This window comes from Streptomyces sp. NPDC036815 (assembly GCF_055609205.1).
In genome coordinates this window covers 223,212-246,008 of sequence record NZ_JBVJPW010000003.1, presented here as the reverse complement: position 1 = coordinate 246,008, position 22,797 = coordinate 223,212, and the positions used below count along the sequence as shown (strand labels likewise).

At 70.3% G+C, this 22,797-nt stretch carries 23 protein-coding genes; 13 read left to right on the top strand and 10 right to left on the bottom strand.

All coding sequences use genetic code 11. From position 1 onward, the window contains the following. The first annotated feature begins 27 nt into the window (after positions 1–27). Positions 28–471, top strand: coding sequence for an Lrp/AsnC family transcriptional regulator (locus tag ACZ69I_RS09870; RefSeq protein ID WP_470831582.1), 444 nt, complete (start codon positions 28–30; stop codon positions 469–471). A gap of 21 nt (positions 472–492) precedes the next feature. Here ACZ69I_RS09870 and ACZ69I_RS09865 read toward each other — a convergent pair whose 3' ends face one another. From ACZ69I_RS09865 to ACZ69I_RS09840, 6 genes are all read right to left on the bottom strand, one after another. Then, positions 493–1,257: an SDR family NAD(P)-dependent oxidoreductase gene (locus ACZ69I_RS09865; protein WP_470831315.1), complete on the bottom strand. Its 765-nt coding sequence runs from the start codon at positions 1,255–1,257 to the stop codon at positions 493–495. After that, the gene (locus ACZ69I_RS09860) at positions 1,254–2,240 is read right to left on the bottom strand and encodes an ornithine carbamoyltransferase (RefSeq protein ID WP_470831313.1); all 987 of its coding nucleotides are present in this window, start codon (positions 2,238–2,240) and stop codon (positions 1,254–1,256) included. The genes ACZ69I_RS09865 and ACZ69I_RS09860 overlap by 4 nt, the downstream gene beginning before the upstream one ends. Continuing rightward, positions 2,237–3,583 carry an APC family permease gene (locus ACZ69I_RS09855; RefSeq protein ID WP_470831312.1) on the bottom strand — a complete coding sequence of 449 codons (1,347 nt, stop codon included), beginning with the start codon at positions 3,581–3,583 and terminating at the stop codon, positions 2,237–2,239. Before ACZ69I_RS09855 ends, ACZ69I_RS09860 begins: the two co-directional genes overlap by 4 nt. Next, a complete protein-coding gene (locus tag ACZ69I_RS09850) occupies positions 3,580–4,359 on the bottom strand; it encodes a HalD/BesD family halogenase (RefSeq protein ID WP_470831311.1) in 780 nt (259 codons plus the stop codon). The genes ACZ69I_RS09855 and ACZ69I_RS09850 overlap by 4 nt, the downstream gene beginning before the upstream one ends. Before the next feature lie 294 nt (positions 4,360–4,653). Further along, a complete protein-coding gene (locus ACZ69I_RS09845) occupies positions 4,654–4,923 on the bottom strand; it encodes a hypothetical protein (RefSeq protein ID WP_467677870.1) in 270 nt (89 codons plus the stop codon). Between the two features lie 97 nt (positions 4,924–5,020). Then, complete coding sequence (locus ACZ69I_RS09840) at positions 5,021–5,926, bottom strand: LysR family transcriptional regulator ArgP (RefSeq protein ID WP_470831581.1); 906 nt, start codon at positions 5,924–5,926, stop codon at positions 5,021–5,023. A gap of 137 nt (positions 5,927–6,063) precedes the next feature. Between ACZ69I_RS09840 and ACZ69I_RS09835 the strand changes: the two genes are divergently transcribed. After that, the gene (locus tag ACZ69I_RS09835) at positions 6,064–6,678 is read left to right on the top strand and encodes a LysE/ArgO family amino acid transporter (RefSeq protein WP_470831309.1); all 615 of its coding nucleotides are present in this window, start codon (positions 6,064–6,066) and stop codon (positions 6,676–6,678) included. Positions 6,679–6,759: 81 nt separating this feature from the next. Here the strand turns inward: ACZ69I_RS09835 and thrS are convergent, their stop codons facing one another. Both thrS and ACZ69I_RS09825 read right to left on the bottom strand, forming a co-directional pair. Further along, complete coding sequence (gene thrS / locus ACZ69I_RS09830) at positions 6,760–8,022, bottom strand: threonine--tRNA ligase (protein ID WP_470831307.1); 1,263 nt, start codon at positions 8,020–8,022, stop codon at positions 6,760–6,762. Positions 8,023–8,210: 188 nt separating this feature from the next. Further along, positions 8,211–8,402 (bottom strand): DUF4236 domain-containing protein, encoded by a 192-nt coding sequence (locus ACZ69I_RS09825; protein ID WP_160502320.1) that lies wholly within the window; start codon positions 8,400–8,402, stop codon positions 8,211–8,213. A gap of 166 nt (positions 8,403–8,568) precedes the next feature. Between ACZ69I_RS09825 and ACZ69I_RS09820 the strand changes: the two genes are divergently transcribed. From ACZ69I_RS09820 to ACZ69I_RS09810, 3 genes are all read left to right on the top strand, one after another. Beyond that, positions 8,569–10,146: an alpha/beta hydrolase gene (locus ACZ69I_RS09820; protein ID WP_470831306.1), complete on the top strand. Its 1,578-nt coding sequence runs from the start codon at positions 8,569–8,571 to the stop codon at positions 10,144–10,146. Positions 10,147–10,309: 163 nt separating this feature from the next. Further along, entirely contained in the window at positions 10,310–10,480 is a 171-nt protein-coding gene (locus tag ACZ69I_RS09815) for a hypothetical protein (RefSeq protein ID WP_467677880.1), read from the top strand. 55 nt (positions 10,481–10,535) lie between these two features. Next, entirely contained in the window at positions 10,536–10,829 is a 294-nt protein-coding gene (locus ACZ69I_RS09810) for a hypothetical protein (RefSeq protein WP_470831304.1), read from the top strand. A 150-nt stretch (positions 10,830–10,979) separates the two neighbouring features. Here the strand turns inward: ACZ69I_RS09810 and ACZ69I_RS09805 are convergent, their stop codons facing one another. Continuing rightward, positions 10,980–13,979, bottom strand: a complete 3,000-nt coding sequence (locus ACZ69I_RS09805) for an AfsR/SARP family transcriptional regulator (RefSeq protein ID WP_470831303.1) — start codon at positions 13,977–13,979, stop codon at positions 10,980–10,982. A gap of 98 nt (positions 13,980–14,077) precedes the next feature. Here ACZ69I_RS09805 and ACZ69I_RS09800 point away from each other — a divergent pair, with 98 nt between their 5' ends. The 8 genes from ACZ69I_RS09800 to ACZ69I_RS09765 all read left to right on the top strand — a co-directional run bounded on the left by ACZ69I_RS09800 (position 14,078) and on the right by ACZ69I_RS09765 (position 22,086). Continuing rightward, the gene (locus ACZ69I_RS09800; RefSeq protein ID WP_470831302.1) at positions 14,078–14,950 is read left to right on the top strand and encodes a class I SAM-dependent methyltransferase; all 873 of its coding nucleotides are present in this window, start codon (positions 14,078–14,080) and stop codon (positions 14,948–14,950) included. A 177-nt stretch (positions 14,951–15,127) separates the two neighbouring features. Continuing rightward, entirely contained in the window at positions 15,128–15,487 is a 360-nt protein-coding gene (locus ACZ69I_RS09795) for a helix-turn-helix domain-containing protein (RefSeq protein WP_470831301.1), read from the top strand. Then, positions 15,484–17,052, top strand: a complete 1,569-nt coding sequence (locus ACZ69I_RS09790; protein WP_470831300.1) for a helix-turn-helix domain-containing protein — start codon at positions 15,484–15,486, stop codon at positions 17,050–17,052. Before ACZ69I_RS09795 ends, ACZ69I_RS09790 begins: the two co-directional genes overlap by 4 nt. A gap of 48 nt (positions 17,053–17,100) precedes the next feature. After that, a complete protein-coding gene (locus tag ACZ69I_RS09785; RefSeq protein ID WP_470831299.1) occupies positions 17,101–17,664 on the top strand; it encodes a GNAT family N-acetyltransferase in 564 nt (187 codons plus the stop codon). Between the two features lie 490 nt (positions 17,665–18,154). After that, a complete protein-coding gene (locus tag ACZ69I_RS09780; RefSeq protein ID WP_470831297.1) occupies positions 18,155–18,733 on the top strand; it encodes an adenylyl-sulfate kinase in 579 nt (192 codons plus the stop codon). Between the two features lie 74 nt (positions 18,734–18,807). Beyond that, positions 18,808–19,593 (top strand): class I SAM-dependent methyltransferase, encoded by a 786-nt coding sequence (locus ACZ69I_RS09775; protein WP_470831295.1) that lies wholly within the window; start codon positions 18,808–18,810, stop codon positions 19,591–19,593. A 70-nt stretch (positions 19,594–19,663) separates the two neighbouring features. Next, positions 19,664–21,178: an MFS transporter gene (locus ACZ69I_RS09770; protein WP_470831293.1), complete on the top strand. Its 1,515-nt coding sequence runs from the start codon at positions 19,664–19,666 to the stop codon at positions 21,176–21,178. After that, complete coding sequence (locus ACZ69I_RS09765; protein ID WP_470831292.1) at positions 21,178–22,086, top strand: sulfotransferase domain-containing protein; 909 nt, start codon at positions 21,178–21,180, stop codon at positions 22,084–22,086. Before ACZ69I_RS09770 ends, ACZ69I_RS09765 begins: the two co-directional genes overlap by 1 nt. A 68-nt stretch (positions 22,087–22,154) precedes the next feature. On the opposite strand, the gene ACZ69I_RS09760 is transcribed toward ACZ69I_RS09765, so the two are convergent. Next, on the bottom strand, positions 22,155–22,724 hold the full coding sequence (locus ACZ69I_RS09760; protein ID WP_470831290.1) for a suppressor of fused domain protein: 570 nt from the start codon (positions 22,722–22,724) through the stop codon (positions 22,155–22,157). Positions 22,725–22,797: the final 73 nt, after the last annotated feature.

The following is a 22,797-nucleotide window of genomic DNA, read 5'->3' as shown; positions in this document are numbered from 1 at the left end:
ACACTGTATGGTTGCGCCATGGTGACCGTGGATGACATCGACCGTCGGCTGATCGCCCTCCTCCAGGAGGACGCGACCATCTCGTACGCCGCGCTCGGCAAGGGAGCCGGACTCTCCGCGGGCGCCGCCCACGAGCGGGTGCGCAAGCTGCGCGAGCGTGGAGTCATCCGGCGCACGACCGTCGAGGTGGACCCCGCGACGCTCGACCGCGGAGTCCTCGCCTTCGTGATGGTCGACTCGACGGCGTGGATGGGGGAGTCCGCGGCCGCGTTCGAGGCGATACCCGAGATCCAGGAGGCGCACGTCATCGCGGGCAGTGCGTCGGTCCTGGTCAAGGTCCGCACGGCGACCACCGGGCAACTGCAGGACGTGTTGCGCCGGTTGTACGCGATCGACGGGGTCAGCGGCACGCAGGCGACCGTCTCCCTGGAGACGTTCTTCGAGCGGCCGGTGTCACCTCTTCCCCACTGACCCCGCCTTCCGCCGTGCGTCTCAGACGCCGCCCCCACCGTCGACGCTCAGCACGGTGCCGGTGATGAAGTCGGCGTCCGGCCCGGCGAGGAAGGCCACCGCGGCGGCTATGTCCTCGGGCGTGCCGATCCTGCCCAGCGGCCGGTCGGCGGCCTCCGCGAGGAACTCGGCGTCGGACTGCCCGAGTTGACGCGCCTCACGGGCGAGCATGGGCGTACGGGTGTCGCCGGGGGCGACGCAGTTGACCCGGATGCCCGCGGGGCTGTGGTCCAGCGCCATGGCCTGCGTCAGCATCACCACACCGGCCTTGGCGGTGCAGTACGCGGCGGCCTTCTTCCCCGCGCGTAGCCCCCAGCCGGAGGCCACGGTGACGATGCTGCCGTGCCCGGCCCGCTCCATGAGCGGCAGCACCGCCCGGCACACCAGGAAGACGGAGTCCACGTTGTCCGCGAACGACCTGTGCCAGTCCGCCAGGGACAGCTCCGGCACCGTGCCGCGTCGGATGCTGCCCGCGACACAGCACACGTCGGTGATGGTGCCGAGCCGGTCGGTGACCTGGTTGACCAGGGCCGACACCTCGCCCTCCGCGGCCACGTCGCACAGGAACGACTCGGCGCGGCCGCCCGCCTCGCGGATGCGCCCGGCCACCGCTCCGGCCTCGTGGTCCCGGTCGACGACCGCGACGTGCACGCCCTCGTCCGCCAGCCGCCGCGCGACGGCGCCGCCGATGCCCCCGCCGCCCCCGGTGACCAGCGCCACCCGCGCACCGGACCCGGTCGCCGTCATCGCGGGCCTCCCTGGAGCGTGCCGTCGAACAACTGGGTGAGCAGGGCCTTCTGGGTGTGGAGCCGGTTCTCGGCCTGTTGGAAGATCTTCGACCACGGGCCGTCCTTCACCTCGGCGTCGACCTCCTCGCCCCGATTGGTGGGCATGCAGTCGAGGAACACCGCACCGTCACCGGCCGATCGCATCAGCGGTGCGGTGATCCGCCACCGGTCCGCGAGCCGGGTCCTCGCCTGGATCTCCTCCTGGCCGATGAGCGTCGGGGACTTCCAGCTCAGGGTGTACACCGCCGCACAGCCCTGGACGGCCCCCTCCAGATCGTGGGTGAGCTCGATGCTCGCGCCGGTGCGGGCGGCGACGGACCGGGCGGCCCGGGTCACACGTTCCTCCGGTGCGAAGCCCGGCGGGTGCGCGACGGTGATGCGGTGCCCGAGCACGGCCGCGGCCATCATCGAGGAGTGCAGGACGCCGGGGGTCTTCTGCCGCGGCGAGTAGGACCAGGCGTACACGATCCGTTTGGCCGGTACCTGCGCCCCGTACAGCTCGCGCAGCGTCATGAGGTCGGCGAGCACCTGGCAGGGGTGCTCCTCGTCGTCCAGCGCGTTGATGACGGGGATCGTCGCGCGCTCGGCCATCGCGCGCAGGCGGCGGTGGCCCGCGCCGTACTCGTTCATGTCGTACCAGCGGACCACGAGCGCGTCGAGGTAGCGGTTGAGTACGCCGATGGTGTCCTCGATCGACTCGCGGTTGGCGAGTCGGAGCTCCTCCACCCCGTACGGGAAGCTGTCCGCGCCGAGTTGGGAGGCGGCGACCTGGAAGGAGACCCTGGTTCTCGTGGAGGGCACGTTGAAGAGCAGGCCGATGCAGCGGCCCGCCAGGTGGGCACGTGTGTCGTCGCCGCGTTTCATCGCTTCGGCGAGGTCGAGCAGGGCGCACATTTCCTTGGCGGAGAGGTCCTGTATTCGCAGGATGTGTCGCGCGCTCACGTGAGGACTCCTGTCTCGGTGGGTGGGGTGACGCGCTTGCGCAGCCACCGCTCGGCGATGACGGAGAGCAGCAGCATCGCCAGCGCGATGACGAGACTGACGCCGAAGAACGGCAGCATCGCGACGGTGGCCGCGATGACCGCCAGATTCAGCCGGGCGGTGCCGCCCCTGGGCAGCAGTCTGGCCGCGGAGAGAAAGGCCATCAGGAAGATGAGCAGGTAGGTGGCCGACGACGCCTTGATGAGGGTGGTCTCACTGGAATCGGTGACGAGGAGGAGGACGACCGACACCGCGTAGCCCGGCAGGAGCGCGAGAACGGCGCGCGCCGGAATTCTGCCCCGGGCGGAGAGCTTGCTCAGCCGGGCGGGCAGGAGGCCGTCGCGGGCGAGGGCGAAGACGACGCGCGAGGTGCCCAGGCACCAGGCGTTGGTGGTGAGCAGCAGCAGAATCCCGGCGACGAGAAATCCGCTGCTCTGCAGACTGCTGCCGGTGGCCACCTGGAGGAGTCGCACGAACGCCGTCAGATCCGACTGTCCCGACCCGCCGGAATGGTGCGCGGACGATTCGGGCAGCGCCACCGAGACGGTGAAAGCCATCGCGAAGTACAGGAGCCCCACACAGCTGACGGCGTAGAGAATGCCTTGGGGAAAGGTGCGTTCGGGATCCCGCACCTCCTCGGCCACCGGTGCGGCGTTCTCCCAGCCGATGAATCCGAAGAAGCAGATGAGCAACGTACTGCCGAGGGCGCTCCAGCCGTGCGGTGCGAACGGCGTGAGGCGCGTGTAGTCCCCCTCGGGCAGCGCCAGGCAGATGACGACGGCCAGCAACAGCACCACGGCGCCGAGAACCACCAGCTGGGCGCGCGTACTCACCTTGATTCCCCAGAGGTTGAGCGCCACGCAGAACACGATGACGGCGGCGCCCGCGAGCAGCGCCGCCCGGTTCGAGGCGGTGGGATCGACGGCCGAGAGCAGATAGCGGCCCGCGGCGAGGCCCAGCACGGGATTGCCGGCGAGCAGGGTGATGAGCAGGAAGACGGCGGCGATCCGGCCCGCCCGGGCGCCGAAGGCCGCTTCCACGAACTGGGCGACGCCCTTGCTCGTGGGATGCCGTACGGACAGCTTCGCGAAGATCAGGGCGAAGGGGTAGCTGTAGAGGATCAGCAGCCCCCACGCGACCAGGGACAGCGGCCCCGCCTCGGCCCAGGCCAGCGCGGGGATCAGCAGCACGCCGGCGCCCATCACGGAGGTGATGTAGTGGACGACGAGCCCCGATGTGGTCAACTGCCGCGGCAGTTGAGGGGGCTCGGAAGCTGGTGCGGGAGCCCCCTCGACAGACGTCATACGGTCTGTTCCGCCTGTTCTTCGCGCGAGCCGCGCCAGAGCCCGTCCATGGTCTCGTGGCTGATCTGTTTGTGCAGGTCGGCATGGGAGGCGTAGCCCATGTTGATGATGAGCCGACGGCCGCGGCTCAGTGGATAGACGCGGTGCAGGGTGGTGTCGGTGCGCATCAAGTAGAGGTCGCCCGGCCGTAGTTCGAAGGAGTGGATGGGCTGCCTCAGGAACTGCCGGTGCACTTGCGGGTCCTGCTTGTTCCAGTACGTGCGGGGCACGCACTGGACGAATCCGCCGTGCTCCGCGGGCGGGCAGTCGACGACCCAGACGAGCGCGAAGCTGTAGTCGTCCCAGTGCCAGCCGTGCGTGTCACCGGACCGCTCCAGTTCGGTGATCACGTACCGCTCCGGCTCGTAGGGGCACATGAGCACCGGCTCACCGGCGACCTTGCCCAGAGTTCCGAGGAGCTCCGGGGACGAATACACCGCCGGAATGACGGATCCGTGGTCGCTGATTTCTCTGTGGCGGACATTGCGCATGTGCCGGGGCGTATGTCCGGTCTCCTTGAAACTGATTCCACGGCGTACGCCGTGTTCCGCTACGAGGCTTTCGATTTCGTCCGCAATCGCTGATTTGACACGGTCGGGCGCGAGGAAGGGCAGTGTGGTGAATCCGCGCTGGAGGAAATCGCGGCGCGCGCCCTCCAGTCGGTGTTCCTCGACATTCCTGACCAGGTGTTCCGAGAGGGACTGAACGAGGCCCCCGATCCGCTCGTCCGGTCGCATGACCAGCTCCCCACGTAGTCGGCAGGAGGTGTGCTCACTTCGGCCTATTTCGAGGACGGAAGCCTACCCGGTCACTCTGTGGGCACCAAAGAAAGGGATGTATTCAAGCCAGCCGACGGGGAAGGCGGGCGCACTGCGTTGCGCAGATCGCACAGAATAATACGATCCGATTTGCATGATTCAACATGATTGTTGCGACATTGTTTTTGACGCAACGATTATTTTTGTCATGCTCGGCGGCCCGGTTAATCCGGTGGCCCGTTCGGCCGGTGCGCGCGAGGCGTCCGTCGCGTGTCAGCCGGCCGACCGGTCGCCGACCCGCACCGAAAGCCCGTAGTCCAATTCGGCCCCGTCGACGAGCAGCGCCTCGACGGCACGGGTCGCCGGATCGATGTCCGCCTCCATGCCGTCCCCCGCGTACCGCGGATAGCCGGAGGCGCCGGTCTCGCCGGTGGCCACCACCACCGCGGAACGCAGCGCGCCCGCTGTGCCGTCCGGACCCGCCCCGCCCTCGGTGAACTCGGGCACAAGCAGCAGCTCGTAACTCTGCGGTTCAGTCGTCATGCCAGTGACGCTAGACAGGAGTCGCCCGCGCCGCACGTCCACACCGCCGCGCGTGGGCCCGTCGACGCCGCGCGCGGCCCCTTCCCGCGAGGGCGCCTCACCGGTCCAGGGCCCGCCCGGCCGCGGCCACCACCGCCTCCGCCAGCGCGGCGAGCGCGGGCGAGTCGAGCTTCCACTGCTGCCAGAACAGCGGTACGTCCACGACCCGTTCGGCGTCGAGCAGGGTCAGCGTCCCGGCACGCAGCAGCGGCTCGGCCTGTATCCGCGGCACCACGCCCCAGCCGAGGCCCGCCTCGATGGCCTCGATGAACCCGCGCGACGAGGGTACGTAGTGCCGCAGAGGACCGGCGCCACGCCCGCCCGTCACCTTGCGCGCGAAATCGTCCTGCAGGCAGTCGCGCCGGTCGAAGAACATCACGGGCGCGTCCGCGAGCACCTCGCCGAGCGGCACCCGAGGCCAGCCGCCGAGCCGCCGTGCCGCGAACGCGGGCGACGCCACGGGCAGATACCGCATCCGGCCGAGGCGCCGAACGGTGCAGCCCGCCACGGCGTCCGGCGACGACGTCACCGCGGCCATCACCGAGCCCTCGCGCAGCAGCGACGTGGTGTGCTCCTCGTCCTCACGGCGCAGCTCGAAACAGATCCGCAGCTCGTCGGGGATCCGGGCCAGCGCGGACAGGAACCAGGTCGCGAGCGAATCGGCGTTCACCGCGACCGGCAGCGCGGCGGGCTCGCCCGTGTCGCTGATGCCGAGCTCGGTGCGCGCGTCCCGCTCCAGGCGCGCCAGCTGCCGGGCGAACCGCACGACGACCTGCCCCGAATCGGTGGGCCGCACCGGCTTCGTACGCATCAGCAGGACCCGGCCCGTACGGCGCTCCAGGGCCTTGACGCGCTGACTGACCGCGGACGGTGTGACGTGCAGCGCGGCCGCCGCGGCGTCGAAGGTGCCCTCGTCGACGACGGCGAGCAGGGTCCGCACGTGCTCCAGCGGCAACTCCGACACGGCCCCCGACAGCGCCCCCGCTCCCGTTTCCGCGTCCGGCACCGGTCCGCCTCCTGCCCTCGTCATGACGATTGCTTAAGCTACATGAGAATCTTTACCTGTACTTATAACATCAAGGATCCTTAACGTCGGTGTCCATGGGAACAGCACTGACCGCCACAGCCGCCGGATTCGGCACCGGACTCTCGCTCATCGTCGCCATCGGCTCGCAGAACGCCTTCGTGCTGCGCCAGGGCATCCGTCGGCAGGCGGTGTTCAGCGTGGTGGCCATCTGCGCCGTGTCCGACATGGTGCTGATCGCCGCGGGCGTCGCCGGGATCGGCACCGTGGTCACGGCCTGGCCCCCGGCGCTGACCCTCGTCGGCCTGATAGGCGGAGGCTTCCTCCTCTCGTACGCCGTGCTCGCCGCACGCAGGGCGCTGCGCCCCACGTCGATGACCGCCACCGGCGCGACGGCCGGGTCACGGCGCGCGGCGCTCCTCGCCTGCCTGGCCATGACCTGGCTCAACCCGCACGTCTACCTCGACACGGTCCTGCTCCTCGGCTCCGTCGCCGCCGGTCACGACGGGCTTCGCTGGGCTTTCGGCGTCGGCGCGATGCTCGGCAGCATCTGCTGGTTCGCGGCGCTGGGCTACGGCGCCCGACTGCTCAGCGGCTTCTTCGAGCGCCCCGCGTCCTGGCGGGCCCTGGACGCCCTGATCGCCGCGACGATGGCGGTCATGGGCGTGACGCTGGTCGTCGGGGTGCTGTGACCCGCGCGGGTGGGGCCGGGCCCGACCCGCACGGGTGAGGCCGGACCCCGACCCGCACAGGCGTCTCGGGGCCGGGAGAGGCTACGCCCGGGGCCCGTCGTCCCACAGTTCGCTGCGGTGGCCCGCGACCAGCGAGCCGATACGGGACAGCGCCTCCTCGCTCGGCAGCGGATCGAGGCGCCGCCCGTCGCGCAGCCGCAGCGCGACCAGGTCGTCGGCGTCCTCGCGCGCGCCGACGACGGCCTGATAGGGCACGAGACGGGCGGCCCGGACGCGGGCGCCCAGGGACCCCTGCTCGGGTGACGCGAGCTCGGCCCGCAGCCCGAGCTCGGCGCACCGGCGCAGGAGGCGCTCGGCGCCCGGCAACTGAGCCCCGGAGACCGGCAGGACCACCAGCTGGGTGGGGGACAGCCAGGCGGGGAACGCCCCGCCGTGCTGCTCGATGAGATGAGCCACGGCCCGCTCCACGCTCCCGATGATGCTGCGGTGGACCATCACCGGACGGTGTCTGGCGCCGTCCGCGCCGACGTAGTGCAGATCGAACCGCTCGGGCTGGTGGAAGTCGACCTGCACGGTGGAGAGGGTCGACTCGCGCCCCGCTCCGTCGACGACCTGCACGTCGATCTTCGGTCCGTAGAACGCGGCCTCGCCCTCCTCGGACTCGTAGGCCAACCCGGAACGGTCGAGCACCTCGGTCAGCAGGGCGGTGGAGCGCCGCCACTTCTCGGGGTCGGCGACGTACTTGCCGCCGGGTCCCGGAAGGGAGAGCCGCAGGCGGGACGGACGGATGCCGAGGGCGTCGTACGCACGGCGGATCATCTCCAGCGCGGCGCGCGCCTCGTCGGCGACCTGGTCCAGGGTGCAGAAGATGTGGGCGTCGTTGAGGTGGATGGCCCGGACGCGGCTCAACCCGCCCAGGACACCGGACAGTTCGGCTCGGTACATGCCGCCGAGCTCGGCCATGCGCAGCGGGAGGTCGCGGTAACTGTGCAAGAGGGAGCGGTAGATGACCGCGTGGTGCGGGCACAGGCTCGGCCGCAGGACGACCTGCTCGCCGCCCAGGTCCATCGGCGGGAACATGTCGTCGCTGTAGTGCGACCAGTGGCCGGAGATCTCGTAGAGCTCGCGTTTGCCGAGCACGGGCGAGTACACGTGCCGGTAGCCCGCCCGCCGTTCGGCGTCGCGGATGTACTCCTCCAGGGCGTGCCGCACGGCCGCCCCGTCCGGCAGCCAGTACGGCAGCCCCGCGCCGATCAGTGGGTCGGTGCCGAACAGGCCGAGTTCGCGGCCGAGTCTGCGGTGGTCGTTCGGGTGCTGAGGGGTGTGAAGGTCTTGGTCGTGCATGGGGTCAGGTCTCCTCGCGGATGCTGGGCGAGTGACCGCAGGACGAAGCCCCGGGGCACTCGCCCCGGGGCTTCGGACTCGAACATCGGTCAGCGCGCCGGGACACTCTCCGGCGTCGTCGTCATCGCAGCGCGCTTCTTCATGTCGGCGACCGTAACAGTGCGTGCTGCGTCACGGAATCGGTTTTTTCAACGCCGCTTCGTCGTGCGGCGCCAGCCGAACGGGCCCGGCAGGTCCATCGACGTGGTGCGTCGGCCGGTGCTGCTGTGGGTGCGTCGGGGTCCGTGGCGACCGCCCGTGGTGAGGGACCACGAGCGCTTGTTGATGTTCAGCCGCACCCCGGGAAGTATCCGGAAACTCTTGCGGAACGTGAGTGGCATGGGCTCCTCCAGATGTCCGTCTGCGGGTACCCGGACGGGGCCGTCCCTCACGCGTGTGGCGGCGCCGCGTTCGAACCCCCTAGGTGATCGTTCGGGGTAAAACCCCACCCGTAGCGGCCAGTTGGGAGGATGTGGCCGTCCGTGGAGAGCGGTGAAGCTCATCCGCATGACGAAGAACATCACGAAGAGCACGACGAAGAGCAGGACGAAGAGCACGACGAAGAGCACGACCAAGAACAAGCGCACCGCTGCCCTGCTCACCACTTCCGCCGCCGTCCTGACCCTCACCACACCGCTCGCCGCGACCGCATCGCCCTCCTCGCCGGAGACGACGTCGACGAGGACGGCGCCCCGAGAGTCTCCGGCGCTCGACTGGACCTCCTGCCCGGGCCACGGCCCCGACTCCCGGCAGGAGTGCGCGACCCTCGACGTCCCGATGGACTATGCGCACCCCGACGGCGAGAAGATCGAGCTGGCCATCTCCCGTGTCCGCGGCGAGAAGCCCGCAACCCGCCGCGGCGCCCTCCTGCTCATCCCCGGCGGACCCGGCGGATCCAGCATCGACGACCCGTCCCGCAAGGGGCAGAAGCTGCCCCGGAGCGTGCGGGACAGCCACGACCTGATCGGCTTCGACCCCCGCGGTCTCGGCCGTTCCACGCCCGTCACCTGTGGTTTCGAGCACGCCGACCTCGCCGCTTCCAAGCTGCGCCCCTGGCCGGCCCCCGACGGCTCCGTCACCGAGAACATGGCCGCCGCGCAACGGACGGCTGACGCCTGCGCGCGCAACGGCGGCGAACTCCTGCGCCACATCAGCACCGCCGACAACGCCCGCGACATCGACCGCATCCGTGCGGCGCTCGGCGAGGAGAGACTCTCCGCGTGGGCGGTCTCGTACGGCACGTACGTCGGCGCGGTCTACAGCCAGCTGTTCCCGCACCGTACCGACCGCGTCGTCCTGGACAGCAACGACGATCCCGATCCCACCCGCGTCGGCCGAGGCTGGCTCGCGGCCCACGAGCGGGGCGTCGAGGACACCTTCCCGGCGTTCGCCGCGTGGGCCGCGGCGCCCGGCAACAAGGACCGCCTGGCCAGGACGGCGGCCGAGGTGCGCCCGCTCTTCCTCCGCCTCGCCGCCCGCCTGGACCGCGAACCGATCCCCTGGGAGGGCGCCAACCCGGCGGAACTCAACGGCAACGTGCTGCGGCAGACCATGCTCAACGCCATGGACGACCCCGACGACTTCCCCGCCCTCGCCCGACTGATCCTCGGCGCCCGGCAGGGCAGCCTGCCGTCCGCGCCTCCCGCGCCTCCCGAGAAGGCGGTCCAGAACTCCGTCGCCGTCGGCTCCGCGACCCTCTGCAACGACGTCGCGTGGCCCAGGTCGGCGGCCGTGTACCGGAAGGGCGCCGCCGAGAGCCGCACCGCCTTCCCGCTCACCGCGGGCATGCCCAGGAACGCGATGCTCTGCGCCGCCCGGCCGTTCGAGCCGAAGCAGGCGCCGGTACGCATCACCGACCGGGGCCCGTCCAACATCCTGCTCGTCCAGAACGAGCGCGACCCGAACACTCCGCTGGCCGGAGCCCTGAAGCTGCGCGACGCCCTCGGCCGCCGGGCCACCATGGTGACCGTCGACGCCACCGGCCACGACTCCTACCTCGCCAACGGGAACGCCTGCGGAGACCGGACCGTCTCCCGCTTCCTGGCCACGGGTGAGCGGCCCGACCGCGACACGTACTGCTCCTGAGTCACCGGGACGGACCCGATCGCCGCGTGTGAAAGACGTCACAAGCGGCCATCTCATGATCGGGGTCGGGTGCCATCGACGCACCGAGTTCGCGTAAGGTCGCGGGTCGGCCGCACACGGCCGACCCGAGCAACGCAGTCCCCGAACCAAGGAGCCGCAGGTCATGCCGGCCAATGACGCCACCCAGGCGCCGATCTACCACACCCTCGTCCAGGAACACGGCGACGTCGTCGCCACGGCCCGCAAGGCCGCGGAGGAGACCCAGCAGACCGCCGAGGACCTCCTGGACTTCAGCACGCCGACCCGGGCGGGGGCGCCCGGAGGGGGCTCGTGACCGCCCCTCTCGCACCGCCTCGCGTCGACGGCGGTCGATCGGCCAAGATGGCGTGATGGACTACCAGTTCTGGAAAGACATCCACGCACGCGGCGGCATCCCCGCGGTCAAGAGCGCGCTGGAGGCCCTGCCCGGCGACCTCCCGCCGCAGGAAGCGGACGCCGCGACCGAGCTGGCCCTGAAGGTCATCGAGGACGACATCGCCCGCATCAACGCCCGCGCGGACCAGGCCGAGGCGCGGGCCGGCCGGCTGGCCGAGCAGGCCCGCGAGGTGAACAAGCAGCTCACCGAGCACGCGACGCGTGAGGCGGACGGCGCCGACGGTGGGACGGAGAGGTCCGCGGGGTGACGCGCCCCGTGGTGTGACGATGCCCACGGTGTGAAGCGACCTTTGGTGGAAGCCCGTACCGGCGTCGGCGCCGCATAAGTGCTGGCCTGCGCTCCCGGCGATACGCGCACGCTCACGGCCGCGCACGGTCACGCTCACGGACGCGCACGCTCACGTACGAGCCATCAGCCGCACCATCGCCATGTCGTACCGCGCCTGCAGCCCCGCGTCCGCCGACACCCGCAACAGCGCCCCGAGCGCGCGGACAGCGCCGTCGTCGTAGCCGCAGGCCTCCGCCTCACGCGCCGCGGCCTCCAGCCGCCGGATGCCCTCGGCCTCGTCGCCCATGCCCAGGAGCGCCTCCCCGATCACGGTGCGCAGCAGCACCCTGGCCGCGGTCGAGGCCTCCGAAGGGCTGTCCAGGTCGAGCGCCGCGACCGCCGTCTCGAACGCAGGCTGCCACTCGCCCGCGTCGAGGCGGTGCCGGGCGAGGTGGTACAGCGCCAGGCGCTCGGTGTTCCGGTCGCCGACGCTGTGCGCCAGCTCCGCCGCGAGCGCGCACCCCTCGGCGGCCTCCTCGGGGCTGCCGAGTTCCGACTGCGCCAACGACAGGTTGATCAACGCGGTCGCCTCGCCGCGGGTGTCATCGGCCCGGGCGGCGAGCACGGGCGCGGCCTCCAGATGGGCCAGGGCCTCCCCGGTGCGCCCCTCCTCCGTCAGCACCCACCCGAGCAGGGCGAGGACCCGTGACTCGGCGCGCGCGTCACCGTCGGCCCGCGCCGCCTCAAGTGCCGTGCGCAGCAGGGGAGTCCAGTCGTCCCGCACCCGCCACACGATCTGCGGCCACTGCGCGAGGACGATCCGCCAGGTCCTGGCGTGCAGCCCGGCGGCGTGCGCGGCGGCCGCGGCCAGCGTCAGGTCGTCGCGCTCGGCCGCGTACCAGTCCATGGCCTGCTCGCGGTCGGTGAACTCCCTTGTCGCCCGCGGCTGATGGAAGTCGGGGGGCAGTGAGAAGCACGACTCGTCGCCGGGTTCGGCGGCGTCCGCCGCGGCGAGCGCCGTCGCGACGCTGTGGTCGAGCCCCCGCGCCAGGGTGTCGGGACCTGCGTCGAGGCCGCGCGCGTACAGCCGTACGAGGTCGTGCAGGGTCCAGCGGTCCGGTGCGGTCCGGATGACCAGGTGCGCCGCGGCGAGCTCGTCGAGGGCTGCCTCGGCCGACTCCGGATCCGTGCCCGCGAGGGCCGCGGCCGCGTACCGGTCGACGTGCGTGCCCGGGTGCTGCCCGAGGTGGGCGAAGTGGTGCGCGGCGTCCTCGGACAGTCGGCGCACCGTCAGCCGCAGCGCGGCCCGTACACCCGTGTCCTCCACGTTCAGAAGGCTCAACCGGCGTGACTCGTCGGACAGTTCGTCGCCCATCGCGCTCAAGGACCAGTCCGGCTGGTCCGCGAGGCGCGCGGCGGCCACCCGCAGCGCGAGCGGCAGCCCGCCGCACAACGTCGCGAGGCGCCGGGCGGCCACCTCCTCCGCCAGTACCCGCTCCTTACCGAGCACAGCGGCGAGCAGTGCGGTGCTGTCGTCCGCTTCGAGGACGTCCACGGGGACGGGGCGGGCGGCGTCGGACGCGATGAGGCCACGCAGCCGGTACCGGCTCGTGACCACGGTGACGCACTGCGCCCCGCCCGGCAGCAGCTCTCTGACCTGCTCGGACGCGCGGGCGTTGTCGAGTACGACGAGGAGCTCGCGCTCGGCGCACAGGGAACGGAACAGCGCGGAGGCGGCGCCGGCCGACTCCGGGATCCTGCGCGGCGCCACACCCAGCGCCAGCAGGAACTCCCGCAGCACTTCGAGGTGGGCGGGCTCGCCCGTGTCGCTGAACCCGCGCAGGTCGGCGTAGAGCAGCCCGCCGGGGAACTGGTCGCGGTTGCGGTGGGCCCAGTGCGCCACCAGGGCGGTCTTGCCGACGCCCGCGGGCCCGGTGACCAGACAGACGGGCGCTTCGCCCGCGGCGGCGCGGGACAGCGCGGTGAGTTCCCCGGAGCGCCCGTGGAACCCGCGCGGCATGCGTGGCAGCAGGTCGATCAGCCCCGGGGGAGGGGAGACGGGGAGGCCGGAGACTGGGGAGGGAGAGGGGAAGGGGACGGGGTCGGGGACGGGGACAGCTATTGGAACTGGGGCCGCGCCCGGCGCCGACACCACGCCGGAGGAGGGAGGAGCGGAGACGCCAGAAGCGGGAACGGCGGCCTGGGGACCGGCAGCAGTGGGGTCCGCTGCGGTGGGACCGGTAGCAGTGGGGCCCGCTGCGGTGGAACCGGCTGAAGTGGACGCGAGGGCCGTGGGCGAAGCCTCTGACGGGTGCGACGGCAGGCGTGACGGCAGGTGTGACGGCGCGTGCGAGACCGAGCCCGGTCTTCGCACCGCGTCGTGCCTGTCGTCCTCCCCGCGGAGCACGACCGCGTACGCGTCGGCCAGTTCCCTGCCGGGGTCGACCCCCAACTCGTCGGCGAGCAGCCGTCGCGTGCGGTGGAACCAGTCGAGCGCCTCCGAACGGCGTCCGGCCCGATGGAGTTCCCGTACGAGCGCGGCGGACAGCGATTCGCGCAGCGGGTGGACGCTCGCCTCCGCCCGCAGCACGGCCGCGGCCCGCGGGTGCTCGCCCATCGCCGAGTACGCCGTGGCCAGCGACTCCACGGAGGCGAGGCGCAGTTCCTCCAGGGCCTGGGCGGCCGCCTGCAGGGGCTGACTGGGATACGCGCCGGTCAGCGCGGGCCCCTGCCACAGGGACAGCGCCTCTTGGTACATCGCCACGGCGTCGGCGGGCGCGCGCTGACTGCGGGCCAGCGTCACGAGTTCCTCGAAACGGTGGGCGTCGAGGAGCGATTCCGGCATCCGCAGGACGTACGCCGTGCCCTGCGTGAGCAGTTCGACGCCGAACATGTCGGCCTCCGCACCGGCGAGCAGGACCCGGAGCCGCGAGACATGGCCCTGGATGACACCGCGGGCCCGCGCGGGCGGCTCGTGGTCCCACAGCGCGTCCGTCAACTGTTCCACCGGCACCGGGTGATTGGGCCTGAGCAGCAGGGCGGCGAGCAGGCTGCGCCGTTTGGCGGGACCGAGCGGCAGCACCCCCACCTCAGTGGCGACGGAAACCGCTCCAAGCAGCCGGAACTCCACTGATGCAACTCCTCCGCGGGAAAAGATCCAGATTACCGGAGGCGGGGACCCCGCCCGCGTACGGTTGACGCGGATCCGGCGAGAGGCGGCGAGCGGGCATGGTGGGCGGCTGGGAGTGGGACGACACGCTGTTCGCGGGATCCGCCCCCTATTACGCGCGCGGCAGGCTGCCCTACGCCCCCGGCCTCGCGGAACTTCTCGCAGAGGTACTGGACCTCGACGGACGCGGGCGGCTCATCGACGTCGGCTGCGGTCCGGGAACCCTCGCGCTCACCCTGGCCCCGCTGTTCGGCGAGGTGGTGGGCGTGGACCCGGACCCCGGAATGATCGCCGAGGCGGGGCGCGAGGCCGCCGCGCGGGGTGTGGCCGCTCGGGCCCGATGGGTGCGGGTGCGAGCGGAGGAACTGCCCGCGGGGCTCGGCACGTTCACCGTCGCGGTGTTCGCCCAGTCCTTCCACTGGATGGACCGCGACGTGGTGGCCGCGACCGTCAAGGGCATGCTCCGCCCCGGCGGGGCCCTGGTGCACATCTCGGACCTGAAGAGGGCGGGCCGGACTGCGGACCAACGCGCGGACCAGGGCATGGGCAGGCTCCCGCACCCCACGCCACCCCACGAGGCCGTGGCGGACCTGGTCAGGCAGTACTTGGGGCCGGTCCGCAGGGCCGGCCAGGGCGTGCTGCCGCAGGGCACCCCGGGCGGCGAGACGGCGGTCTACGCCCGGGCGGGCTTCACGGGACCGCACCGCTATGTCGTCCCCGGCGGACAGCCCCTGGTGCGCTCGGCCGACGACATCGTCGCGGGTGTCTTCTCCCTGTCGAGCTCGGCCCCGCACCTGTTCGGCACCCAGCGCGCCCGCTTCGAGGCCGACCTGCGCGGGCTGCTGCGGGATGCCTCCGCGTCGGGCCGGTTCTCCGAACGCGTTCCGAGCACCGAGGTCTTCGTCTGGCGGAACGGCACCGCGAGGGAGTGATCGAACGTGGCCGGGCCGACGCCCGCGCTTCCGCACCCGCGGAGCGTCTCGTAACGCCTTGGGAGCCGGGAGCCGGGAGCATCTTTGGAACCACCCCGAGATGCACCACACTCAACAGTCATGCGATATCCGCGAGCCACGTGCGGATACCGCTGCCTCATTGGATAGGCTGAGGCCATGGGGATGTCTTCCGTGGAGCGACTGCGTGCCGCGGTGGCCGCGCTGATGCAGGCCACCGGCGACACGCAGGCAGGTCTCGCCGCCGTCCTGGGCGTCGACCAGACACAGGTGTCACGCCGTCAGTCCGGCACCGCCGCCTGGGGCCTGGACGACTGCGACGTGATCGCCGCGCACTACGGCATCGATGTGCTGGACCTGCTGGCCGGTCCCACCCGCGCGTGCGAGGCGCTGCCCGCGGACCGTCGCCGTACGGTCCCGAGGCGCCGTGCCGCGACCGCTGCACCGACCTCCCCGGCTGCCCCGGTCACCTCGACTGCTCGGACCCCTCAGGCTTCGGCGAAGGAGGCCCGACGGTGAGTGACTTCGACGCGATCGACGCGCTGCTGGCCGCCTCGGGCCCGGAGGTGGAGCTGCCGCCCGCCGAGGAACGCCGCAGGCTGCGTGAGGCATTGAGCCTGTCGCAGGCGCAGGTGGCGCGCGCGATCGGGGTGCGCCCGAACACCGTGGGCGGCTGGGAATCAGGCCGCGAACCCACCGGCGGCATTCGCGAGAAGTACGCGTACTTCCTCGACTCGGCCCGCACCAGGCTCGCCCCGCAGCCCGAGCCCGAGCCCGAGCCCGAACCCGCCCCCGGGCCTGTGGCCGACCTCGCGGGCGAAACCGTACCGGCGACGGCGACGGCGAAGTCCCCGGAGGACAACGCGTCCGACAGCACGGCCGACAGCACAGCCGACGACACGGCCGACAGCACTGCCGAGCGCCTGTCCCGCCCCGAACCGTGCGTCCTGTGCGGCCGACCCGCCACCCACCAGGTCGAGGGCTTCCCGCAACACTTGGACTCGGCCGAATGCGGTACCGGCGCTACGACGGAGCCATCACCAGCCCCACCCTCCGCAACCCGGACCCCCACCGCTCAGGCTCCCGCACCCGCCCGCCGGGCGGACGCGGTGAAACTCCTCCCCGCAGGTCGCAGGACGCAGACCGCCGCCGAGGTGCCGGACGCGATCGGGCAAGCCGTGAAGGAGGCGCTCGCCGCCCACGCGGGAGACGTGGAAGCCGCCACGGCGGCCCTGGTCAAGCGCGCCATCCCGGACGCGATGGCCCTGCTGGACGAGACCCGCAAGGGCGGTCGGTACGACATCGTGGCGCACCCCTGGATCCCGGACATCCTGCGCAAGCAGACCGCGCGCGGCGCGGACCAGATCTGGGAGGCCCGGCCCAAGTGGACCCGGCCCGAACTCCCGCCCGGCGCCCACGAGGTGACGGCCCTCGACGTCAACGGCGCCTATCTCTCCGCGCTCAAGACCCACCTCCCCATCGGCCGGCTGGAGCACTCCACCGGCTTCGACCACGACCGTCGCCGCGCAGGCGTCCACCTCGTCACGCCGCCCGCCTGGGACCACGAGGGCGTCCTGCCGAACCCGATCGGCAACCGCGACGAACCGGGCCCTCTGTGGATCACCGAGCCCACCCTGCGCCTGCTCCTGCGCCTCTCGTCGCCGAAGTACGGGCTGTGCGACCCGCCCCGGATCCACGAGTCGTACACCTCCGGCGCGACCGAGGGACTTCTCGAAAAGTTCCGCATCGCCCTGAAGGACGCCCGCGACCGGGCGATCGCCGAGGACGACGAGGTGACGCTGGAGTACGTGAAGGCGATGTACTCCAAGTTCGTCTCCACGATGGGGGAGTCGAACTACAACCGTGAGCTCAACCGCCCGGACTGGATGCACCTCATCCGCTCGCAGGCCTTCGCCAACCTCTGGATGAAGGCATACAAGGCGTACGACGAAGGGCTCACCGTCGTCCGCGCGATGGGCACCGACGAGCTCCATGTGATCGGCGACTGGCGGAAGGTCTTCCCGGAGGGCCGGTCGGTCACCGAGGTGAAGGTCAAGGACGAGTACGGCCTCGGCTCGGCGTAGCCGAGAAATCGGTTGGGCCGTCCAACCCGGCTCAGGCATGATCGACTTGTGGAGACCTACCTGGAGACCGACCGCCTGACCCTGCGCCACTTCACCGCCGGCGACGCGGACCTGCTGATCGAGCTGGACAGTGACCCGGCGGTCATGCGCTACCTGTCCGGTGGCAGTCCGACCCCGCCGGAACTCATCCGCGAGCGCCACCTGCCGCGCATCCTCGCGGGCTACGAGAGGTGGGGCGGCGACCTCGGTGTTTTCGCCGCGCACGAGAAGGACGGGGGCGCGTTCATCGGCTGGTTCATCCTCCGTCCCGAGCGGGAGGGCCCCTTGGACGAGGTCGAGCTCGGCTACCGGCTGCGCCGGGCCGCCTGGGGCAAGGGGTACGCCACGGAGGGCTCGCGGGCCTTGCTGGACAAGGCATTCACGGGGCGCGGCGCGCGCATGGTCTGGGCCGAGACGATGACGGTGAACAGTGGTTCGCGCAACGTCATGGAGAAGCTCGGAATGACGCTCGCGGAAACCATCCCCACTCCTCCCGACATGGAGATGATCGAGGGCGCCGAGTTCGGAGGCGTACGGTACGAGATCGCCATGGAGCAGTGGGAACGGCGGTAGCCGCTGTCTGAACGCGTGAACGCGTGAACGCGGCTCCGCGACCGCACCCGGATCGGTGTCGGCGGACCGGTGTCGGCGGCCCGGTGTCGCCATGCAGCCGTGCCCGATGGCGTAATCACACCCCTCACGCAATGTGACACACGCCACATAAGCCGCAGTGGGCCCACGTATGACACCTTCCGCAAGGCTACTTTGGGAGGATTTGGGCGGCCATAAGTGCTTACTTAGCGCTCTGCCCTTTCCGGCTGGTTGTGGGCGGTACAAAGCGGCCCCGTCCTGTTGAGGTTGCGTCGCCAGGGAATGGCGGGGTAAGCGAATTGCGTAGCCCGTGCCGTCATTGACTCATTTGTTGACGCCGCTACGTCATTTCCTTAGTGTTCATGGGGAGTTCACGGAGGATTTCGGGCCGACCCTTTAGGCGCCCGTCGAATCGCGGACCTTCTCCCAAATCCGTCAGTTCCGGCAGTCTCTCGTTCCGGAGGGCGACCTCATGACCACTGTCGACAAAATTTCTGTGTCCGACGACTCTCTCCCTTGTTCGCCGATTGTGCGCGAAGGTGGCGTTGTCTGGATAACCGGCCTTGCGGAGTCGGGCAAGACGACGGTATCCAACGTTCTGTCCGATCGGTTGCGCGGCCTTGGCGTCAAGCCGGTCCTCCTGGACGGCAACATAGTGCGGGAGGCCGTCGGGGAAACCAGGTCATTCGATCGCGAGAGCAGGCGAAAAATGGCCTACACCTATGCCCGGTTCAGTCGAATGCTGGCCGATCAGGGGCAGTTCGTCATCTGCTCGACCATCTCTCTCTTCCACGAGGTTCACGAGTGGAACAGGAAGAACATCGATCAATACCTTGAGGTGTTTCTCGATGTTCCGCTGGAGGAGCTGAAGAGAAGGGACAGTAAGGGGGTCTATGGCCAGGCGGATGACAAGGAGATCGTCGGGATAGGCGTCAAGCCTGAGTTTCCCGTGAAGCCCGACCTGCAGATCGCCAACTTCTCCGACGTGGATCCGGGGGCCGCCGCCTCGCGCATCCTGGCGGCATGCGTGGAGGAGTCCACCTGCCGGTGACTCCGCCATCGCGAGCGAAGGTCTATCGCCTTCGACCCTCCGACGTAGAACGTCCGACGTAGAAAGGCCTCCCTATGACCACGACACTCAAGCACGGCGACTTCACGAGTCTGGCAGAGGACTACTCCAAATACCGGGAAGGCTACGCGCCATCGGTCGTCTCCGCGCTCATCGGTCTTCTGGGCGGGGCGGCGGAGAAGTGCGACGCGGTCGATGTGGGGGCCGGTACCGGAATCTGGAGCCGCACCCTCGCCGAAGCGGGATTTCGAACGGTTACCGCCGTCGACCCCAACGACACGATGCGGGCCACAGGAGCAAGGGACTCGGCCCGCCACGACATCACGTGGCGTGCGGGGAGCGGCGAGGACACTGGTCTTCCCCCGCAATCGGCGGATCTCGTGACCATGGCCTCCTCATTTCACTGGGTGAACTTCGACAAGGGAACGAAAGAATTCAGCCGGGTACTACGACCCGGCGGTTGGTTCGTCGCCCTGTGGAACCCGCGATATATCCAGGCAAGCCCACTGCTGACGGACATCGAGGCAGAACTGGGCAGGCTGAAGCCGGACATGAAACGAGTCTCCTCCGCCCGGCAGGGACTCATGGACGAACTTTCCGACCGACTTGCTGCCAGCCCCGAATTCGATGACGTGATCCTCTTGGAAGGGCGCCACGAAGTAGAGCAGTCCGTGGAGCATTACATCGGGGTGTGGCGCTCGGTCAATGACGTACGTGTGCAGCTCGGGGAGGAGAAGTTCGAACAGTTCCTCGGGTACGCGCGCGAGCGCATCGGGGACGCCGAAACGGTGAAGACGACCTATCTCACCCGTGCCTGGGCGGCCCGGCGGGCTTCCGCCTGACCTCGCGTCACCGGCTCGACGTACGCGTGACCTTGATAGGCGCCGCCCGTATCCGGGCAGATTGAGGATCATGACTGGCTCTCGGATCCCCGAGCGAGCGCACCGTCATCGGGCGCTCCTGCTCACCGCGCTGCTCACCACGACCAACTTCCTCGTCGTCTTCGACGGCCTGGTCGTCACCGTGGCCCTGCCGGCGGTGCAGCGCAGCTTCGACCTCGGCCAGGCAGGCACCCAGTGGGTCATGACGGCCTACACCCTCCCCCTGGGAGGCATGCTGTTGCTGGGCGGCCGCCTCAGTGACCGCTACGGACGCCGCCCCGTCCTCGTGACCGGCCTGGCACTCTTCACCGTGGGCCTGCTGCTGGCGGGAGGGGCTCCGGCTCCGTGGCTGCTGCTGGCGGGCCGGATGCTGCAAGGCGCGGGCGCCGCGCTCGCGGTTCCCACCTCATTCGCGATCATCAGTGCCAGGCGCTCGTCCGACGAACGCAACCGACTGTTCGCCGCGGTCGCGGTAGCGGGCGGCCTCGGGGCGGCCGGCGGCGCCGTCCTGGGCGGTGTGGTCACCCAGGGCCTGGGCTGGCGGTACGTCTTCCTGCTCTCCGCGCCCCTCGCGCTGCTCGCCGCGCTGGCCGCGGTCAGGCTGCTGGACGCTCAACCCTCGACATCGAGGGTCGGGCGCCTGGACCTGCCAGGCGTCGCTCTGTCCATGGTCGGCCTCATGCTGCTGGTCTACGCCATCACCAACACCGAACACGCAGGCGTCCTGTCCCTCGACACCCTCGGTCTCCTGACGCTGTCCGCCACCGCGTTCACGGGGTTCTTCCTGCACGAGCGAAAGACCGACGAACCCCTTCTGCGACTCGGAATCCTTCGTGTGCCGTCCTTTCGCACCGCGGTACTCGCCATGCCGGCCAACGAATTCGCCTACCAGGGCAGCGTCTTCATCGGGCTGCTCTTCCTCCAGCAGGCCCTCGGATACAGCGCACTGGCGGCGGGGCTGGCCTTCAGCCCGCTGGGTGTCGTGGTGCTGCTCGGCTCGCCCCTGGCCAACCGGCTGCTCCGCGGCCACCCCTGGACGGTGGTCGCAGCCGGGGCTCAGTTCACCGGCGCGGCAGGCCTCGCACTCCTGGCCCTGGCCGGACCGGAATCCTCCTACCTGCTGCACATTCTGCCCAGCCTGATCATCCTGGGGCTGGGAACCGTAGTAGGGGCGGTTTCCTTCAACGTCGCCGCCGGAAAGGACCTCCCCTCCCACGACAAGGGAGTGGGCTACGGCGTGTTCGAGACCGCCAAGTACGTTGCCGGCGCCCTCGCCATCGCGGGCCTCGGCACCATCGCCGCGGCACGCGCCGCCTCTGTGACAACGCCGGATCACGCCTCGGCACTCGCGTCCGGATACCGGCTCGCCTTCATCGTGGCGGCGGTCATCGCCGTCCTCGGCGGAGCGCTGGCCCTTGCTCTGGGAGACGGTACGGGGCGGTCGAGAAGCCGGCCGCAGCAGGAATCCGCACCGATGACCGAAGCCGGCGCACTACGGACCACTGAACCCTCCGCCAGGAATCCGGAACCGGAAAGGGAAGAGTGATGAGCGAGAAAGTCCACTACCTTCTGCACGGAATCCAGGACCGCTACAGCGCTCTCTACCAGGACAACATCGCCGAACTCGGCGACCAGGACATCGCGGTGGCCAGCATCGGAGGCTCCGGCCAGTCGCTCCTGGGCAACATTCTCCTGGAGCTGGGATTGAACTACGCAGACCCTTACATCGACTCCCTGAGCTCCGACGGAACCAGCCGCCCGGTGCGGGCCTACGCCGACTACCGGAGCAGGCTGGCCGCCACCGATCGCAACGTCCGGGGCGGAACAGAGGGGGAGGGGGCGCGCTGGCCCCGCTTCGTCAAGACCCACCTCACACCGGACTTTCTCGCGCACCGCCCCCTGCTCGGAGCGTGGATCCTCACCCGGGACCCGCGTGATTCCCTCTACTCCTGGCACAAGTTCCGCACCGACTTCGCGAAGGACCCCCTCGACATCAGGGCACGGTCCTTCGAGGAATGGCTGGAGCAACCGGGTCCCACCGGGGCCAGCCGACTCGATGACTGGACGAACTTCTACGACGCGTGGGACAAGGCTCGTGGCACCTTCCGGCGAACCACGGTGACAACCTTCGAGGACCTGAAAACCGACCCGGTCCCCGCGCTGCGCAAGAGCCTCGCCGATCTCGGCATCGCGGTCGGCGCGGCAGAGCTCACACGGGCCGTTGAGCGAAGCAGCTTCGAGAGCATGCGAGCGCACGAGGAGAAACACCCGGACAACGACAAGCGCGCACCCATGAAGAAGACCCGCATCATGCGCAGCGGCACGCCCAATGAGTGGCACACCTGGATGACCCCCAGCCTGCACAGCAAGTTCAGTACGGGTGACATCGCGGAGGTGGCCCGTCGCTTCGGCTACCGAACGGCCGACGACAGCCCGGTCCGGTCGGCTCGGTGACTCCACGCGCCCTTGCCCAGCGCCACCCCGTCGCCTGCCCCGCACCCCGCACGAAGGGGGCTCTGCGGTCAGATCGCCGGTGAGCGCAGCACGTCGAAGGGGTCCCATTCCAGATCCCAGAAGGCTTTGGGCCCCTGCTCGTCGATGAACTGCCGTTCGGCCTCGTGGATGGGGTACATCCCCTGGAGGTTGATGAGGTCGTGGCCTTCGTGTCCCGGGGGCCCGACGTTGATGCCGAGGTAGTCCGCCCGGTCGAGTACCGCGGGTGCGAAGACGAGGAAGGCTGTCATGCCGGACTCGGGGACCACGCGTTCGTTGAAGTCGATGGTGCTGCCGTAGGAGAAGGGGCAGCTGCCGCGCAACTGCTCGGCGAGATAGCCCACGGCGTGCGCCCAGATGACATTGGCTGAGTTCACGCTGAGGCAGAGCTCGGGGGTGCCGTGGCGCCAGTCCGGGTGCTCGGCCAGGGACAGACCGTAGGTGAGCGCCGTGAGCAGCCCCTCGGGCATGTCGTCGTACACGAGGGTCGTCACTCCGGGGAGACCGGGCTTGGTCGACTCGACCGGAAAGAACCTGGGCTCGATCCCGCCGGAGAGCTGGTCAAGATGGGCGAGGTACTGCGCAACACGGCTGGCCATGGACAGAGCTTGCACGAACGTCCGTACGGTCAGGTCAGCGGGGTCGGTAGCTGCATTCCAGGGCGGCTTGAAC

Bases quoted from the DNA above. Each gene is read 5' to 3' on its own strand.
- ACZ69I_RS09850 (WP_470831311.1), bottom strand. From the start codon at position 4,359: ATGCGACCGGACGAGCGGATCGGGGGCCTCGTTCAGTCCCTCTCGGAA.
- thrS (WP_470831307.1), bottom strand. From the start codon at position 8,022: ATGCACGACCAAGACCTTCACACCCCTCAGCACCCGAACGACCACCGC.
- ACZ69I_RS09770 (WP_470831293.1), top strand. From the start codon at position 19,664: ATGACTGGCTCTCGGATCCCCGAGCGAGCGCACCGTCATCGGGCGCTC.
- ACZ69I_RS09845 (WP_467677870.1), bottom strand. From the start codon at position 4,923: ATGACGACTGAACCGCAGAGTTACGAGCTGCTGCTTGTGCCCGAGTTC.
- ACZ69I_RS09765 (WP_470831292.1), top strand. From the start codon at position 21,178: ATGAGCGAGAAAGTCCACTACCTTCTGCACGGAATCCAGGACCGCTAC.
- ACZ69I_RS09815 (WP_467677880.1), top strand. From the start codon at position 10,310: ATGCCGGCCAATGACGCCACCCAGGCGCCGATCTACCACACCCTCGTC.
- ACZ69I_RS09810 (WP_470831304.1), top strand. From the start codon at position 10,536: ATGGACTACCAGTTCTGGAAAGACATCCACGCACGCGGCGGCATCCCC.
- ACZ69I_RS09825 (WP_160502320.1), bottom strand. From the start codon at position 8,402: ATGCCACTCACGTTCCGCAAGAGTTTCCGGATACTTCCCGGGGTGCGG.
- ACZ69I_RS09800 (WP_470831302.1), top strand. From the start codon at position 14,078: ATGGTGGGCGGCTGGGAGTGGGACGACACGCTGTTCGCGGGATCCGCC.
- ACZ69I_RS09820 (WP_470831306.1), top strand. From the start codon at position 8,569: ATGACGAAGAACATCACGAAGAGCACGACGAAGAGCAGGACGAAGAGC.
- ACZ69I_RS09865 (WP_470831315.1), bottom strand. From the start codon at position 1,257: ATGACGGCGACCGGGTCCGGTGCGCGGGTGGCGCTGGTCACCGGGGGC.
- ACZ69I_RS09760 (WP_470831290.1), bottom strand. From the start codon at position 22,724: ATGGCCAGCCGTGTTGCGCAGTACCTCGCCCATCTTGACCAGCTCTCC.
- ACZ69I_RS09835 (WP_470831309.1), top strand. From the start codon at position 6,064: ATGGGAACAGCACTGACCGCCACAGCCGCCGGATTCGGCACCGGACTC.
- ACZ69I_RS09775 (WP_470831295.1), top strand. From the start codon at position 18,808: ATGACCACGACACTCAAGCACGGCGACTTCACGAGTCTGGCAGAGGAC.
- ACZ69I_RS09855 (WP_470831312.1), bottom strand. From the start codon at position 3,583: ATGACGTCTGTCGAGGGGGCTCCCGCACCAGCTTCCGAGCCCCCTCAA.
- ACZ69I_RS09795 (WP_470831301.1), top strand. From the start codon at position 15,128: ATGGGGATGTCTTCCGTGGAGCGACTGCGTGCCGCGGTGGCCGCGCTG.
- ACZ69I_RS09780 (WP_470831297.1), top strand. From the start codon at position 18,155: ATGACCACTGTCGACAAAATTTCTGTGTCCGACGACTCTCTCCCTTGT.